Origin of the sequence: Brevibacillus sp. M2.1A (genome assembly GCF_013284355.2) — a bacterium.
Lineage (GTDB): Bacteria > Bacillota > Bacilli > Brevibacillales > Brevibacillaceae > Brevibacillus.
The window spans coordinates 5,808,146-5,823,825 of sequence record NZ_JABSUY020000001.1 but is presented as its reverse complement, the minus strand read 5'-3'; the positions used below and the strand labels follow the sequence as shown (position 1 = coordinate 5,823,825).

General features: G+C 51.1%; 10 protein-coding genes. 7 read left to right on the top strand and 3 right to left on the bottom strand.

What is annotated here, in order from left to right; translation table 11 throughout:
- Window position 1 precedes the first annotated feature (1 nt).
- Genes HP567_RS27745 through HP567_RS27725 form a run of 5 tightly spaced genes read left to right on the top strand, consistent with a single transcriptional unit; the run spans window position 2 to window position 8,333 of the window.
- Window positions 2–1,717 carry a hypothetical protein gene (locus HP567_RS27745; protein ID WP_173609868.1) on the top strand — a complete coding sequence of 572 codons (1,716 nt, stop codon included), beginning with the start codon at window positions 2–4 and terminating at the stop codon, window positions 1,715–1,717.
- A 30-nt stretch (window positions 1,718–1,747) separates the two neighbouring features.
- Complete coding sequence (locus HP567_RS27740) at window positions 1,748–2,731, top strand: AAA family ATPase (RefSeq protein WP_173609869.1); 984 nt, start codon at window positions 1,748–1,750, stop codon at window positions 2,729–2,731.
- Window positions 2,728–3,609, top strand: a complete 882-nt coding sequence (locus HP567_RS27735; RefSeq protein WP_173609870.1) for a DUF58 domain-containing protein — start codon at window positions 2,728–2,730, stop codon at window positions 3,607–3,609. The genes HP567_RS27740 and HP567_RS27735 overlap by 4 nt, the downstream gene beginning before the upstream one ends.
- A gap of 16 nt (window positions 3,610–3,625) precedes the next feature.
- The gene (locus tag HP567_RS27730) at window positions 3,626–5,500 is read left to right on the top strand and encodes a vWA domain-containing protein (protein ID WP_173609871.1); all 1,875 of its coding nucleotides are present in this window, start codon (window positions 3,626–3,628) and stop codon (window positions 5,498–5,500) included.
- Window positions 5,490–8,333 (top strand): VWA domain-containing protein, encoded by a 2,844-nt coding sequence (locus HP567_RS27725; RefSeq protein WP_173609872.1) that lies wholly within the window; start codon window positions 5,490–5,492, stop codon window positions 8,331–8,333. Before HP567_RS27730 ends, HP567_RS27725 begins: the two co-directional genes overlap by 11 nt.
- Window positions 8,334–8,390: 57 nt before the next feature.
- Here the strand turns inward: HP567_RS27725 and HP567_RS27720 are convergent, their stop codons facing one another.
- The gene (locus HP567_RS27720) at window positions 8,391–10,520 is read right to left on the bottom strand and encodes a multicopper oxidase family protein (protein WP_173609873.1); all 2,130 of its coding nucleotides are present in this window, start codon (window positions 10,518–10,520) and stop codon (window positions 8,391–8,393) included.
- A 291-nt stretch (window positions 10,521–10,811) separates the two neighbouring features.
- Between HP567_RS27720 and HP567_RS27715 the strand changes: the two genes are divergently transcribed.
- Window positions 10,812–11,576 carry a class I SAM-dependent methyltransferase gene (locus HP567_RS27715; protein WP_173609874.1) on the top strand — a complete coding sequence of 255 codons (765 nt, stop codon included), beginning with the start codon at window positions 10,812–10,814 and terminating at the stop codon, window positions 11,574–11,576.
- A gap of 113 nt (window positions 11,577–11,689) precedes the next feature.
- The gene (locus HP567_RS27710; protein WP_173609875.1) at window positions 11,690–13,414 is read left to right on the top strand and encodes a methyl-accepting chemotaxis protein; all 1,725 of its coding nucleotides are present in this window, start codon (window positions 11,690–11,692) and stop codon (window positions 13,412–13,414) included.
- A 323-nt stretch (window positions 13,415–13,737) separates the two neighbouring features.
- On the opposite strand, the gene HP567_RS27705 is transcribed toward HP567_RS27710, so the two are convergent.
- Window positions 13,738–14,877, bottom strand: a complete 1,140-nt coding sequence (locus HP567_RS27705; RefSeq protein ID WP_173609876.1) for an ABC transporter permease — start codon at window positions 14,875–14,877, stop codon at window positions 13,738–13,740.
- On the bottom strand, window positions 14,874–15,617 hold the full coding sequence (locus tag HP567_RS27700; RefSeq protein WP_173609877.1) for an ABC transporter ATP-binding protein: 744 nt from the start codon (window positions 15,615–15,617) through the stop codon (window positions 14,874–14,876). Before HP567_RS27700 ends, HP567_RS27705 begins: the two co-directional genes overlap by 4 nt.
- Window positions 15,618–15,680: the final 63 nt, after the last annotated feature.

Below are 15,680 nucleotides of genomic sequence, written 5' to 3'. Positions count from 1 at the left end.
CATGTTCACCTCGAGAGCGAACGACGAGCTGAAGTCACTGCTTGCACCCATTCGAAAGCAACTGGGCTTGCGTGTATGGATACAGCAGCTAACGGTCTATGGTTTGTGGGGGATGGGGGCGAGTCTGGTGCTTCTTCTCCTTGCCCGCATCTGGCCGATTCCGTTTTACCAATGGATTGTGATCATGCTGCCAGTGCTTGTTGTCATCACAGGTCTGGTGCGTGCGCTTTGGATGCGCCCTACCTGGCTCCAATGTGCACAAGTGGCAGACGGTAATGGTTTGGCCCAGCGAGTTGTCACAGCATGGGAGAATCAGGAGAATCAGTCGATGGTAGCCGGTATGCAGAGGGAAGACGCCCTGCAGCATCTGCGTAAAAATTTGCCGCAAATCGTAGAGAGCGTCCGCATTTGGTCGTTGGTCCAACGAAAGGTGTATGTTACCAGCAGTTTGTTATTGGTGTGCCTGGTGCTGTTTCTTTGGCCGAATCCCCAAGACTTGCGACTGGCCCAGATGGCAGAGGAAAAGAAAGCAATCGCGCAGGTCGAGGAAGAAGTAGAGGCAATCAAGCAGGACGTGAAAAAGAATACAGGCTTAACCGACGCGCAGAAAAAGCAGCTGGACGAAATGCTGGAGCAGGCAAAAAAGGCTCTGGCAAAAGCAGGCGACCCGGCAGAACGTCAAAATGCATTGCGCGCTGCGGAAAAACAATTGGAGAAGGTCAGAGATGCCGAGCAGCGCAAAGAAAAAGCATTGCAAGCACTCCAGCGCAGCTTGGGTAATCAAGAAGGGACACAAGCCTTGGCTGGGGCGATGGAAGCGAAAGATAGACAAGCGATGGCCAAGGCTCTGGCACAAATGGCAAAAGCCATGGAAAGCATGCCGCAAAAAGAGCGGGAAGGGATCGCCCGTGAACTCGCTAGCGCAGCAGAGCAATTGAAAAAAGAGGCAGAGTCTGCCGACTCGAAGGAGCTGGAGGATATCGCCAAACAATTGGCGCAGGCAGCCCAGCAAACAGCCCAAGGACAAGTGCCTCAAGCGATGACTGCGCTCGAGAACAGCCTGATGCAAGCCATGACGGGTATCCAGCAATCTCAGCAAGCCATGCTCGCTGCTATACATGCCGCGTCCTCGCTCAATCAGTCGCAAATGACGCTTGCCAGTGCAGGCGCACAAGCAGGAAATGCTGGAGCGAGTGGGGCTGGGACAGGAACGGCAGCAACAGGACAGGCGACTCCAGCATCTGGGTCATCCGGGAATCAGCCAGGTGCCGCAACTCCGGGAACAGGTGCCAATCCAAATCAAGGGGCGAACCCGGCAAACCAGCCTGGGAATGGAAACAATGGCTCGGGGCAAGGGAATGGCAACGGCAACGGAAATGGCAATGGAAGCGGCAATGGTAATGGCTCTGGCGGTCAAGGAAGCGGTCAAGGCGGCGGGGCCGGGTTAGGAAAAGGCAGACACGAGCTCGTTACCGTTCCGGCAGATCGCATAGGTGGAGAAAACGGACCTGTTGATACAGTCGGAGGCTCACTCGGTTCAGGCCCATCTCAGTCGCAGCAAAGCGGAAACACACAAGTCTCCTCCGGTGGGACGCTGCCGTACGAGGAAGTGTACGGCCAGTATGAGCAATTTGCCCGCGAAAGTATGGAAAAAAGCAGTATTCCCGGCGATTATCAACAGATCGTGAAGGATTATTTCAGCAAAATAGAGCCTTAGATCATTCAACAACAGGAAGGAGACACGGCGATGGCGCAGCAAACGCTAGAGGACTGCTTGCAGCGAGTAGAGCTTGTCAGGCAGGAAATTGGAAAGGTATTGGTAGGACAAAAAGAGGTGGTCGAGCAGCTTCTGTGGGCCGTGTTTGCAGGAGGACATGCGCTTTTGGAAGGCGTACCCGGATTGGGCAAAACGCTCCTTGTTCGGACACTGTCCCAAGCCTTCGAGCTGTCGTTTCAGCGGATTCAGTTCACACCGGACCTGATGCCGACAGACATTACTGGAACGAACATCCTGTTGGTCGACGAGAAGGGGCAGCAGTCCTTCCAATTCCAACATGGGCCGATCTTCGCTCACGTCGTGCTGGCTGACGAAATCAACCGGGCGACGCCAAAGACGCAAAGTGCCCTGTTGGAGGCCATGCAGGAGCGAACCGTTTCAGCCGGCGGAGTGACTCGTCCGCTACCAGAGCCGTTCTTCGTTCTCGCGACACAGAACCCGCTGGAGCAGGAAGGGACATACCCGTTGCCAGAAGCACAAATGGACCGCTTTTTATTGAAGATAGACGTGCCGTACCCGACAGAAGAAGAACTGAAAATGATCGTTCGGCAAACGACTACGAGCCAAGTGATCACCGTGGAAAAAGTGGCTTCAGCCGAACAAATTGCTGACATACAACAGGCCGCACGAGAAGTGCTGGTTGCCGATGCGGTACTTGATTACGCCGTGAAGCTGCTTTTAGCGACGCATCCGGGTCAGCAGGCGATTGCTTCGGTGAACAAATATGTGCGCAACGGTGCGGGTCCACGTGGTGTGCAGGCGATTGTCTCCTTGGCAAAGGTACGTGCGTTATTGGCCGGGCGATACAATCTGGCGTACGAGGACGTGACAGCAGTTGCTCTGCCAGCGTTGCGCCACCGCATTTTCCTCAATTTTGAAGGAGAGGCAAACGGCATCCGACCGGACCGCGTCATCATGGATATTTTGGATGAACTGGGGACGCAGAAGGCATGAATCAACACCTGCTTGATCCATCATGGCTCGCCAGACTGGAGCGAATGCAGATGGCTAGTCGCAAAGCGGTCAGCGGCAGCCAGGCAGGAAAGCGAAGGGCGAGACAGCTGGGCAGTTCCATGGAGTTCGCAGATTTTCGGGCGTATGTCCCCGGTGATGATTTGCGGCAGCTCGATTGGAATGCGTATGCCCGTTCAGGCAAGCTGTTTTTGAAAAAGTACTTGGATGAAACAGAGCTGCATGTGAACTTGTACATCGATTGCAGTCGTTCGATGAGCTACGGGCACCCGAATAAAATGGCCCGTGCTATCGAGATTGCCGCGGCTCTTGGCTATTTGTCCCTGTGCCATCTCGATCATGTGTCGGTCTATGCTTTTGACAGCAGCATTACGGCAGCACTTACCGGTCTGCAAGGAAAGAGCCAGGCGCATCGCCTGCTCAGCTTCCTGTCTTCCCTGCAAGAAGGGGGAGCAGGTGATATACAAACGGCAATGCGCCAGCCCGGTGCTGTGAGCGGCAAAGCTGGTACATCCATCGTGCTGTCGGACTTTTTGTTCGAGTCAGGCTATACGGAAGGCATCGCGTATTTGCAGGCGGCCAGACAAGAGGTCACGCTTGTCCAGGTGCTCTCCAAAGAAGAGCTTGCGCCCGAGTATGCAGGAGAGCTGCGGTTGATCGATTCAGAGACGGGGCAGGCAAAAGAAGTATCCCTGACCAGCCTTTTGATGGAAGAGTACCACAAGAGCTTGCGAGATTATCAACAACAACTGTCCGCGTTTGCTTATGGAAGAGGGATCGCCTTCGTGTCTGTAGAGGCGGAACAATCGCTGGAATCGATTGTCTTCCATGTCTTTCGTCAGGCCGGCTTGATTCGCTAGAGAGGAGAGAGACAACATGCAGTGGATGGGTTTGGGCAACTTGTGGTTTGCGCTGATGATCCCGGCCATCATCGTCCTCTACCTGCTCAAGCGAAAAGTAGAGGATCGTGTCATACCAAGTACACTCCTGTGGCAGCGCACGTTGCAAAACTGGGAAGCGGTGAAACCATGGGAAAGGCTGCGGCGCAACCTGCTTTTGCTGCTGCAACTGCTCGCTGCGTGCTTGCTCGTGCTGGCTTTGGTACGACCGGCTGTGCCCACTGAGGGAATCACATCCGACCATACCATTTTGGTCGTGGATACATCAGGGAGCATGATGGCCAAGGAAGGAAACGAGACGCGGCTGGAACGAGCCGTTTCACAGGCAAAAGCACTCGTAGAGAAGCTGGGAAGCAGCCAGACGATGACCCTCATTGAGGCAGGGCGTGAGCCGAATGTTTTGGTTTCCAAAAGTGCAGAAAAAGAGCCGCTCTTGCAAGCCATCGAAAAGCTTGCGCCTTTTTCCGGGACATCCGATCAAATCGCAGCCTTGTCTTTGGCAGGAGCCATTGCAGAGAATGAACCAGGCAGTGGAGTGGTTTGGATGGGGGACGGAAGCGGGGAACGCAAGCTGGATGGAGGCGCAGTCCCTGCTTTTTCCGGGAGCTTTCAGTTCATGCAGATGGGGAGCACCCGCGAGAATACCGCAATCGGTGTTTTTGTGACCCAGCCTACGGAAAAAGGGGTAGAGGGACTGCTGCGGGTGGACAATCATGGCAGTATGACGGCGAAAGGAAAAGTAACGGTTTTCGATGAGCAAGATAAGCTGCTGGATACCGATTCTTTTGCGGTGGGGGCAGGTAGCTCCCAGACATTTTCGTTTCAGAGGCTGGCGGTGTCTCGCGTCTATCGTGCAGTCATCGAACCGGAGCAGGATGGACTTTCCCAGGATAATGTCAAGTGGAGTGTTCCATTCGCTACAGGGAAAGGAAAAGCAGCGTTGTATTCGCCAGAGGGCAATCGCTTCCTCCATCAAGTATTGCAGACAGTCGGAAGTCTTGAGGTGGAAACGATTCAGCAGGCACCGGATGCAGCGGCGGCTGCGCGTGACCTGTGGGTTTTTGACGGAGTCGTACCAGACGAGCTGCCAAAAGGAAACATTTTATTGATTGCCCCGAACAAGAAAACAAAGTGGTTGCCGCTCGCTGGAGAAAAAGAACTGGATCAACAGCCAAGGCCAGTTTCCCCCGATGACCCGCTGCTCAAGCATGTAGATTGGCGAGACGTGCATGTCGCCAAAGGATACGCATTGGACGAGATGCCTGGTATGAAGCCATTGGTACGCGCAGGCGATGTCGATTTGGTCAGAGCGGGGATCATAGACGGTCGTCGAGTGGTCATCATCGGATTTGATTTGCATGCATCGGACTTCCCGTTGCGTCCTGCTTTTCCGATCTTCATGCAAAATGTCGTCAACTGGCTGTCTCCTGGTCAGACAGCCCCAATCCCAATGGCCCATCCGGGAGAGGTCTTGACCATCCCACTCTCACCGGGAGCGACAACACGTACCTTGACGTATCCGAATGGACACCAGCAGTCTCTTACAGAGGACGCCACGTCCAAAACGATGCAGCTACCGGAGCTGACCGGATTGTATCGTCTTGACGAAGGGGTAGATACAGGCACCAAAAGTACGTATTTTCCTGTCCAAATGAATGAGGGAGAATCGAACATTACGCCAAAGTCTTTGAGCGTTGCCCGGAAGAATGCCGAAGAGCAAAAGGAGAGTGAGGAAGCGACAGCGACTGGCACAACAGGAGGACTGGGAACGAAGGAGTTGACCTATTGGTTGGCGGCGTTTGCTCTCTTGGTGTTATTGGTGGAATGGAGGGTGTATCAGCGTGGGTATTAACTTTATACAGCCGCTATTCCTGTTGCTATTGCTTCCTGTTGCCTACGTGGTCATCAGCTGGTGGCGACATCAAAAGCAAATGCCAATCGGCAGAAAGGCGACAATTGCTACTATTCGCTCGCTCTTGTTCCTCCTTCTGGTTTTGGCGTTGGCAGGGACGCAGCTGCTGACACCTGTTCAGGCGAAAACGATTGTGTTTGTTGTAGACCGATCTGCTTCCATGAAGGACGATCCGCGAGTTCTCTCCTTTTTGCGGGAGGCGATTGGTCAAAAGCAGGCAGCGGATAAGTATGCTGTCATTGCAGTAGGGGCGGAGGCGGCGGTCGATCAACCGTTGACGATACGCCAAGAAGTACAGCCCTTGGGCGTGGATGTCAACAGGAATGCAACCAATTTGGCAGAAGGAATCCGATTGGCGTCTGCCATGATCCCTACCAATGCCAGAGGAAAAGTCGTCTTGTTGACAGATGGTCTGGAAACAAACGGAGATGCGGCACGGCAGACGAGACTGGCGAGGGAGCGAGGAATCGCAGTGGAGGCTGTTTCCTTGCAGCAGCCAAACGGGGATGAGGTCGTTCTTACATCTGTACAGGTGCCGCAAAGGCTGTACGCGGGAGAGGAATACGGCATCACCGTTGATGTGGAGAGTACGATAGCGACCGAGGCAACCCTTCGCCTGTATGAAGGCAATCGCGAGGCGGGCCAGCAAACGGTACAGATCGGCAAGGGCAACAACCGCTTCGTTTTTTCGCAAAAAGCGATGCAGCAGGGGTTCCATCGTTATCGCGTGGAAATTGAACCGCGACAAGATACCGTAGCAGCGAATAATCAAGCTACAGCCTATACGCAGGTAGCCGGGGCACCAGTCGTACTCGTAGCCGAAGGGCATCCGGGTGCCGCTACCAACCTCATTCAAGCGCTGGAAGCGGGCAATACCAAGGTAGAGCTACGCGATCTCGCATTGCTGCCAAAGGAGCTTGAGGGTTACAAGCAGTTTGCCTCCATTGTACTGGCAGATGTGCCCGCTACCAGCATGACTGATGCGGATATGGAACGCATGCGGACTGCTGTACGTGATTTGGGCATTGGTTTGATCATGACAGGCGGCAAAGATAGCTTCGGTATGGGTGGCTGGTTCCAGACACCAATCGAAGAGGCCTTACCTGTTCACATGGATTTAAAAGGGAAGGAACAGCTCCCTTCGCTCGGACTTCAGCTGGTCATCGACAAGTCGGGCAGTATGAGCTCCGATGCCAGAGGTGCGGATAAGATGGCACTGGCTAGGGAAGCCGCCATACGAGCGACAACCATGATGAATGCCCAAGACACCATCGGGGTGATCGCATTTGACGACACGCCATGGGATGTCGTGGCTCCACAATCTGTCACGAAGCTGGATGAAATCCAACAGCAGATCAGCAGAATTCAAGCGGATGGCGGGACCGATATTTTCCCTGCCTTACAGCTGGGCTACGAACGTGTAAAAGCAATGAACACGCAGCGTAAGCACGTGATCTTGCTCACAGATGGGCAGTCTGGGCTCAACGATGATTACCAGGGACTGCTACAGCAAATGACAGCTGAAAATATTACCGTTTCAACAGTGGCGCTGGGTGATGATTCGGATAGGTCGTTGCTTGAGATGATTGCCGAGTTAGGAAAAGGCAGATATTACTTTGCCAACGATGCTGAATCCATCCCGAAAATATTCAGTAAAGAAACAGCGCTAGCCAGTCGCACGTTTATTGTGGAGAAGCCCCAAGTACCAGGCTATACAGGGGTGGGAGCTTGGCCTGCGCTGAAGCAAGCTTTGCCTCCGGTGCGTGCGTATATTGCAACAACACCGAAGCAAACAGCCGAATCATCCTTGATGAGTGCTGACGATGATCCGATTCTCACCCGTTGGCAGTACGGTCTGGGGCGTTCTGTCGCCTGGACGAGTGATCTGGAAGGGAAGTGGTCACCGGACTGGGTGGCTTGGGGAGGAAACAGCCGTCTGTGGAACGAAATCGTGGCATGGACTTTCCCACAAATTACAGAAGGTGCTTGGAAGACGACCACGAGCGTGAACGGCGCAAAAGGCAATGTGAGGGTAACGATGCCAGCTGGTGGAAGCCTGCCTCAAGAGATGGAGGCAGTCGTTCTCAATCAAGAGATGAAGCGAGAGATCATCAAGCTTAAGCCGGTTGCGCCAGGCGTCATGGAGGGTGAATTCGAGACGGCTGATCCGGGCACGTACATGATTCAGATCTCTCAAAAAAATCAAGGCCGAGTCACGGCGAGCCAAACGACAGGCTTGACTGTTTCCTATTCACCCGAATACGGAATACATGCTGATGGTGACAAGCGACTTCAAGAGTGGCTAAGTGCCGGTGGAGGGAATCAGATCACCAAACCGGAAGAAGCTTTTGGTGGCACGCTTCCCGCTAAATGGGACACACAGTCAATCAGTGAGTGGTTACTCATGTTGGCGGCGTTGCTACTGCCGATCGATATCGCTGTTCGTCGTCTGCAGTTGCCGGATCAATGGTGGGCAAGGCTGTCTAGTCTATGGAGATTGCGCAAGTCCACTTCTGCCGATTCTGAACAACAGGCAGTATTGTCTCGCCTCGGTGAGAAGCGCTCCGTGACAAGACGGACACGCGAAGAGCGGACAGATGACCAGAAAGTCGTATCTGCTCCTATCATTCATCCGGTAGGGACGGCCGAAAATCGGGTGAAGCCAGCAGCAGTCAAACACGAGCAGGCCAAAGAGAAACAGGAGAAGCAAACACAGCCTGACGAAACGCTAAACAGACTATTAGCGGCCAAGAACCGAAAAAAGTCTCAGTAATAGATAAAAAGAAACCAGCAGCCTGGCGAATTATCGCTACGGACTGCTGGTTTCTTTTTAGAGATGCTCTTCATATACGAGCGGGATTGCGATACCAAAAGCAGATTCATCTTTAGGAAGGCTCCCTTCCATCGATATGCCAGGATTATTCGCGCGGAAAGCAACTTCATAGGTTTCACCTGGCGCTATCTGGATAGTGTCCGTCCACCATGGACTTCCTGTAACTTTTTTGCCGTCCCGGCTCAAGATGAGCATGTGATGACCGTGCAGATACAGTGATTGATCCTGAAAGCTGCGGTTGACGAAGGTCAGCTTTATGAGATCACCCTCTTCAAGCATCATCCGTGTTTCAGGAAGCAAGTCGCCATTTACAGTCGACAATCGCTCGAATTTACCGTCATAAAACCCGTACTGATCATCAATGAGCAGTTGATACTCCCGATTAAAATGGGAAGAGAGATCAAAAGGAAGGGCAGTCGGACTGCCGTAACGTGCAGGGTCAAAGACGGAAAGCTCTGCGTGTAACAAGGGTACAGCATCTTTGGACCCGTCTGGACTTAAGAGCAGCCCTTTGTCATGCTGGTTTACAGCTGGAGCAAATAGCACGGGACGATTCGGCATCGTAAACTGAATGTCGTATCGACCGCCTGACCCAGGCTGCAATGCTTGATTGGCAATCAGATTCGGTTCGTTGACCTCGGTTCCGTCAATCGCTACTACCTGAAAAGGAGTTCCTTGCAGCAAGTAGGTGACAGGAGCATTTTCGGCGTTTATAAAGCGAAGGCGAACCGTTGTGCCAGGAGTAACTGTTTCGATTTTTCGCGTATCTGAGCCGTTTAACGTCGCGCCTGCCTTTTCGTCCTTGTGATGAATCAGGGCGATGTCCCGGATGGGTACGCCTGTAGTGGCGGCATCGGCTGATTCGATCACAAGGGCACCGAATAACCCATTCACTACTTGCCCGGGAATTTGCTGATGAGAATGATACCAATACGTTCCTGTTTGTTCTGCGCGAAAACGAAAAACAGATTTTTCTCCTTTTGCAATGCGATTATCGCTAGCGGGAGTCTGCATGCCATGCCAGTGGATGTTTACCCCTTCGGAGATATCCTTGTTCAGCAGGGTGATTTCGACGAGTTCACCTTGCTTCATACGCAGCTCAGGTCCAGGATATTTTCCATTCAGGGTCCATGCTTCTACGGTTTGGCCTGATGCTTGTTGGATGGTTGTTTTCTGTGCAGTCAGCGAAAACGTTCGATCAGGGTTTTCTTGTTTTGATTTCGTTGATACATCGCCACTTTTCGATTTCCCTGTAGCAGGCATCGAATGTGCACTTGCCTTTACAGGGAAAACGAAATCGGGGAGAGTGTGATCGTCCTGATTCTCGCCTTCCAAAGATGAATGATTGGGAAGGCGGCTCGCTATCATCGCTTGATTTCCCCAGACCGTCGCAAGTAAAGCAGTCATCAGAAGAAACGCGGCAAAACGGATAAAGCGGAACAGACGGCGCGGTTTTACCCAGTTTTCCGCAGTGGAGTGGTATTGATGCTGCCACGATTGCTGAATCCAAAGAAGGGAGACACCGGCTAATAATACACCCCAAGCGAGAAACAAAATGGACGGCTCCAACGTAACAGCAGGAAAAAAGACTTGTAGGAAGAGTGCAATCAGACAGCCCAAGACGCTAGCTTGCAACGGAACGAGCAATTCGGGGCAAGATGCGTCTCCTCGCCACTCTGCATCCAACATGTCGTCTAGGTCAGGGGAGTTTGTTTTTATAGGCCTAACCTTTTTCTCTTGTAACAAAATTCGGGTATCATCCGTATCTACTTCTGACTGCCTCGACTCTCTGCCCCCTTTCCCGGCCAACTCCCACAGTCGTGGAAAAGTAGAGAGCAGGCTGCATAACAATGGAACAAAAATAAAAGGTAAAAAGCCAAGCAGCGTATCCTTTATGTAAAGCCAGCCAAAGGCTTCAAACAAAACCCACGTCATCACCAAATGACCTGCAAATACAAAAAGGGCCGACCATGAAAAACATAAGGTGATGCGAGCACTGTTTATGAAAGCCCGTTTCGTCGGACGGAAAACGAGTTGGTTTGCCATGATTGTCGGGACCAGCATGACGATGAGAAGGACCAGAAACAATCCTTGATGAATCCCGGCAAGCACTTCAAAATCAGCCATGATCAGTTCCTCCTGTTTACCTGTTCGATACTAATGATATAGAGAAACGGCTGATGACCAAACGTACCGGGGCAGTATTTTCACTCCGTCTTAAGTCGGAGAAGTACACTTGATCTACATACAGGATATCCATTACAATTTTGGTATTCTTTTTTGATTAGCCAAATATTGGGAAGGGAACTTTATCTCATGTCCTTTGATTTTGTACAAACGTAACAACGCGCTCGGGCTCCTCCTGCCTCGTCTGGTTTGGACGCGAACAGACTGGTATAAACGAGAGGAGAAGCAGACATGGAAAATAAGGATTGGATCAAAAGCTTTCAAGAGGAAGTGGAGGCACCATTCGCTGGGTGGGATTTTGCCAGATTGACTGCGACAGGTAGGATGCGGGATGCACCACTTGGCTGGAACTATGTAAACATCGTGAAAAAGAACATGAAAGGGATTCGCTCTATGCTGGAAATGGGGACAGGTGGTGGAGAACTGTTTTCTAAGCTTGCGCCATTCCCTCAGGAGACGTATGCGACAGAAGGCTATGAGCCGAATGTAGCGGTGGCAAAAGCCAATCTGGAGCCCTTGGGTGTTCGTGTGTTTCCGGTAGACGGAGAAGAAATATTGCCTTTTGAGGATCAGTCACTCGACTTGATTATCAATCGGCATGAAGCTTATTTGCCGTCTGAAATGAAGCGCCTGTTGAAGCCAGGGGGCACATTTGTTACCCAGCAAGTAGGCGGTCAAGACAATCTCGAGCTGAATCGATTGCTGGGCGCTCCAATTCCGCCAGATTACTTGCACTGGAATCTTGCCTATGCAGTCAACGAACTGGAGGAAGCTGGTCTTACAATTGTGGAGCAAAAAGAGGAAATGAGCTTTTCCCGTTTCTACGACATTGGTGCCATTGTTTACTACTTGAAGGCTATCGAATGGCAGATTCGCGACTTTACTGTAGAAAAGTACGCTCAAGCCTTGCTCGATCTGCACCAGAAAATCGAAGCGGTCGGGTACATCGATATTCCTACCCATCGATTTCTCATGATTGTCCAACAAAAGTCCTAATTAAATCACTACCGATTGTCGATAAGACTGGTAGGGAGTGTTTAGGAAAAGCACCCTTTTTGGGTGCTTTTTTTATACACATATCGTAACCGGCGAAGGAGAAGTGAGGCAGGATGAGTAAGAGCTTGGCAACACGGGTCGTTGCTCTTGTAGCGGTGATCATTGCCGTCATGATGGCAATTAATATTATCATGATTTACGAAAACAGCGTAACCACTGTTGAAAAGACACTCTCGCGCTCAAGCATCAACACAGCATTGCATATCTCCCAAGGGCTTGATTCAGAGAAGATAGCGAAATTTATATCTCAGCCACAAGAATCTGACGACTACTGGTCAATCCGAAATTTGTTGCTTGAGTACACCGAAAAAACAGGTGCCCTTTATGTTTATATTCTTCATACAGACGGTGAAAAAGTAAAGATTATGGTGGATGGAACGGCGAAAGGAGCTGAGGGAGCAGCTACAATCGGTCAAGAGACGACCTCTACCGGCATGGCTGATATTGCTCCTGCTCTGGCAGGCGGTTCGAACAGCACGCCAATCGTCAAAGACCCTGTGTACGGGGACTACCTAAGTGCATTCGTACCGATTGAAGATCCATCTGGTCAAGTAATTGCTGTGCTAGGTGTAGATACTGCGGCAGACAAAGTAGAGTTGATTAATGATCAGGTTTTGGATGAAACCATGCCACGCATCATTATCGCTATGATTGTCGTAACGATCATTTCTTTGGTTGCTGTATTCTTCCTGATCAAAAAGATGCTTCGTCCACTGCAAGTTGTACAAGAGGCGTCTATGCGGATTGCTTCCGGTGATCTCACGTCTACAGAGATTTCTGTTTCCAACAAAAAAGACGAGATTGGCCGAATTGTCGTTGCTTTTGGTGAGATGACGGCACAACTGCGTCAAATCATTGGTGGAGTAAAAGAGACAACGGAGCATATCGACAGCATGGCGAATTCCATTCGGGAAGGTGCCCACTCTGTCCGCGAGCAAAACAAAAACATCGTGGTCACCAGCCAAGAGATTGCCCAAGGGAATGAGCAGACAGCAAACGCGATGGAGATGACAGTGCAAACGGTTCAAGAATTCTTGAGCGAGCTGTCTGAATTGAATACGGCGATTGACGAGATGGATGCAGTATCCAATCGTGTGTCTGATATCGGAGAGAGCAGCTATAAAGTATTGCAAGAGTTTTTGGCAGATGGAACCGAAACGAACAAACAATTTCATGAAGTGCAAAATACGATGGCGATTCTCGAAGAAAAATCGAGCCGAATTAACGACGTGATTGAAACGATTCAGCAAATCGCCGGACAAACCAATCTGCTGGCGCTGAATGCAGCCATCGAGAGCGCGCGTGCTGGCGAAGCGGGCAGAGGTTTCGCTGTGGTAGCGGGGGAAGTTCGCAAGCTGGCTGAACAGACAGGTGCGGCAACTCATGTCATTCAGGAGAGCATCAAAGACATTCAAGATCAGGTAAGACAAGCGACGGAAAAGACAAATGCGACACTGGATCGCTACAATGCGGGTACAGAGCGTTTGGATTCCGTCACACAAGGCATTACGGCGCTGTCTGACATGACGCATACCTTGAAGACGTCGCTAGCGAATGTGATGGCAAGTGTAGAGACGATGAAGCACGGTCAGAACAAGGTGAATGAATCCGTGTTGACGGTTACTGCCATCTCGGAACAAACAGCAGCAGCCACCGAAGAAGTATCTGCTACGATGCATGAGGTCAGTGGAAACGTTGATCAGTTCGTGTCTGAAACGGAGCAGGTGACAAACAGCATTCAGGAGTTGCGCAGCAAGGTGGATACGTTCCGACTGTAGATGAATTACTTTATCAATAAATAAAAAACAGCTCTTCTACTGGCAGGATGATGCCGGGAAGAGCTGTTTTTTTGTGGCTGTAGTGGGGGAAGAAGCGCATTTCCAGTCTACGCTTCGGCCTCCGCCCCACAAGGGGTGAAGACTGTCCGCTCCGGTCTGAATGGCGGGAGCCGCTTCAAAAGTAGAAGTTTCGATGAGGAATTCGCAGAGTTGAAGCTAAAATAACTCCCTCCATTCAGCCCTCCGCTTTGTCGGGCTCCAGAGGCGCTTGGACTGGAAATGCGCTTCTTCCACGCGGCTTTTCATGTAACGGCAAGCTTACACTACAAAATTCCAATGAGGAAAAGCACTAAACCGTGTACCCCTAAAAGAACCATACGCAACCAGCTAAAAGCCTGTTTCAACTGACCATCCCGAATCGGAAAGATTGAATACCCGTTGCGCTTTTGCTGATGCCGCCAAAGGCTACCAATCTGGCTGGCAGTCATGAAGAGAAAGAGCAGACCGGCAATGATTTTCGCATACGGGCCGGGCAATATGAGAACGACGAAGCTTGACAGCAGGAGGAGTCTGAAATAAATGCCCGCAAAGTCACCAGAGCGAATAAACTTTTTGGTAAACAAATGATGTCCTGCTGTTGATTGACGATAAGGCAGCAGCTTCGTCAGGGTAATAAGCCACGAGCGTGACTTCACTTGGTGCTGCACGGCAGGGACATCCCTGAAGTTGTTCACAAACTGATAAAAGCGGTGACGCAAGCCGCTTTCGATGGCCAGCAGGCGATACCATTGTAGAGAATGTTTTTTCTTGTAGGTCAACATTCGTGAATGGAGCCAGATCAAAAGCGCAGCGCAGATCAGAACGCCAAATGGGATAGGACCTACGCGCAAGAAATGTCCTTCACTTAATACCCAAGCGAGGAGGATGTACGAAAAGACAAATCGAGCCAGTGTGTAGAATCCGATCTTCTTCTGATCTGGCACACGTAAGAACGTCCAATTGCTGTAAATATTCCAGCCCTTCAAGAGCAAGGGAATGCCCCAATAAACCCACAGCTGCACGCCTTGAGCGCCTACTACCCCTGTATACATAGGCATGAGCAGGAGCAGGACGATAAACACTACCATGCTCTGGATCGCAAAATTGTAAACAAGCGCCTTGCGGAAATAGCGATCCAGTCTTACTTCATGCGGAGTCAAAAAAAGCAAATCCGCTTCCAACAAAAACGTGCGCAGGGGGCTTCTCACCACGACGATTGCAATCACGAGCGCCATGGCATACGGTAAAGGGAACCAGGCTGGAATCATAGCGATGATGCTGCGGTAGTAGAAGGCGAGCAACCCCATCAAAAAGATTCCGACGAACGCCAAACCGCCATTCGCCATGTACTGGGCATACCGAATGAATTCTACGGAAAAGGCATGGAACCGTTTGCGAAATAATTGATCTACGTCTATTTTCACTGGCCGTCATCCTCTACGATATGCAAGTATATGTCGTCCAAGGAGCTATCCGGGAGCCCTGTTATACGCCGAAGCTCCTCAAGCGTTCCTTGGGCTCTAATCTCGCCTTTGTGCAAAATAATGAATCGGTCACAATGCTTCTCGGCGGTCGCCAAAATATGGGTAGACATCAGAATGCCAGCCCCCTGCTCCTTGCAACGGTTCAACCACGTGAGAAGAGAACGAATCCCCAGAGGGTCCAGACCCAGGATCGGTTCATCCACGATGTACAGAGGCGGTTGTACGAGCAACGCCATCATAATCATGAGCTTTTGGCGCATCCCTTTGGAAAACTGCTGAGGAAATCGGTCTTTCATTTCCTCCATGCGGAATTCTTTTAAGAGAGGACGTGCCCGTTCATAAAAAACTTCCTGATCCAGCCCGTGACTCATGGCCATTAACTCGATATGCTCCCATAGCGTAAGCTCTTCGTAATAAATGGGAGACTCGGGAATATACCCGTAAGACAAACGATAGTTTTCGGGGTCGGATTGAAAGGTCTTCCCTGCAATGCTGATTTCACCTGCGGTGGGCTCCAAGAGTCCTAAAATATGCTTGATTGTCGTGCTTTTGCCTGCGCCATTCAGCCCGATTAGGGCCACGATTTCTTTTTCGCGTATGTGAAAGGAGACGTCTTTGATTACAGCGTGGTTGTAAGAGTACCCACCCGTTACCCCTTTTACCTCCAACAAGGTTGTCATGGTATCCTCCTTAATGAATAAACGGTTTTGTCCCCGTTTATTTGAGAGAAATGCTAGATAGTC

Bases quoted from the DNA above. Each gene is read 5' to 3' on its own strand.
- HP567_RS27745 (WP_173609868.1), top strand. From the start codon at position 2: ATGTTCACCTCGAGAGCGAACGACGAGCTGAAGTCACTGCTTGCACCC.
- HP567_RS27740 (WP_173609869.1), top strand. From the start codon at position 1,748: ATGGCGCAGCAAACGCTAGAGGACTGCTTGCAGCGAGTAGAGCTTGTC.
- HP567_RS27735 (WP_173609870.1), top strand. From the start codon at position 2,728: ATGAATCAACACCTGCTTGATCCATCATGGCTCGCCAGACTGGAGCGA.
- HP567_RS27730 (WP_173609871.1), top strand. From the start codon at position 3,626: ATGCAGTGGATGGGTTTGGGCAACTTGTGGTTTGCGCTGATGATCCCG.
- HP567_RS27720 (WP_173609873.1), bottom strand. From the start codon at position 10,520: ATGGCTGATTTTGAAGTGCTTGCCGGGATTCATCAAGGATTGTTTCTG.
- HP567_RS27715 (WP_173609874.1), top strand. From the start codon at position 10,812: ATGGAAAATAAGGATTGGATCAAAAGCTTTCAAGAGGAAGTGGAGGCA.
- HP567_RS27710 (WP_173609875.1), top strand. From the start codon at position 11,690: ATGAGTAAGAGCTTGGCAACACGGGTCGTTGCTCTTGTAGCGGTGATC.
- HP567_RS27700 (WP_173609877.1), bottom strand. From the start codon at position 15,617: ATGACAACCTTGTTGGAGGTAAAAGGGGTAACGGGTGGGTACTCTTAC.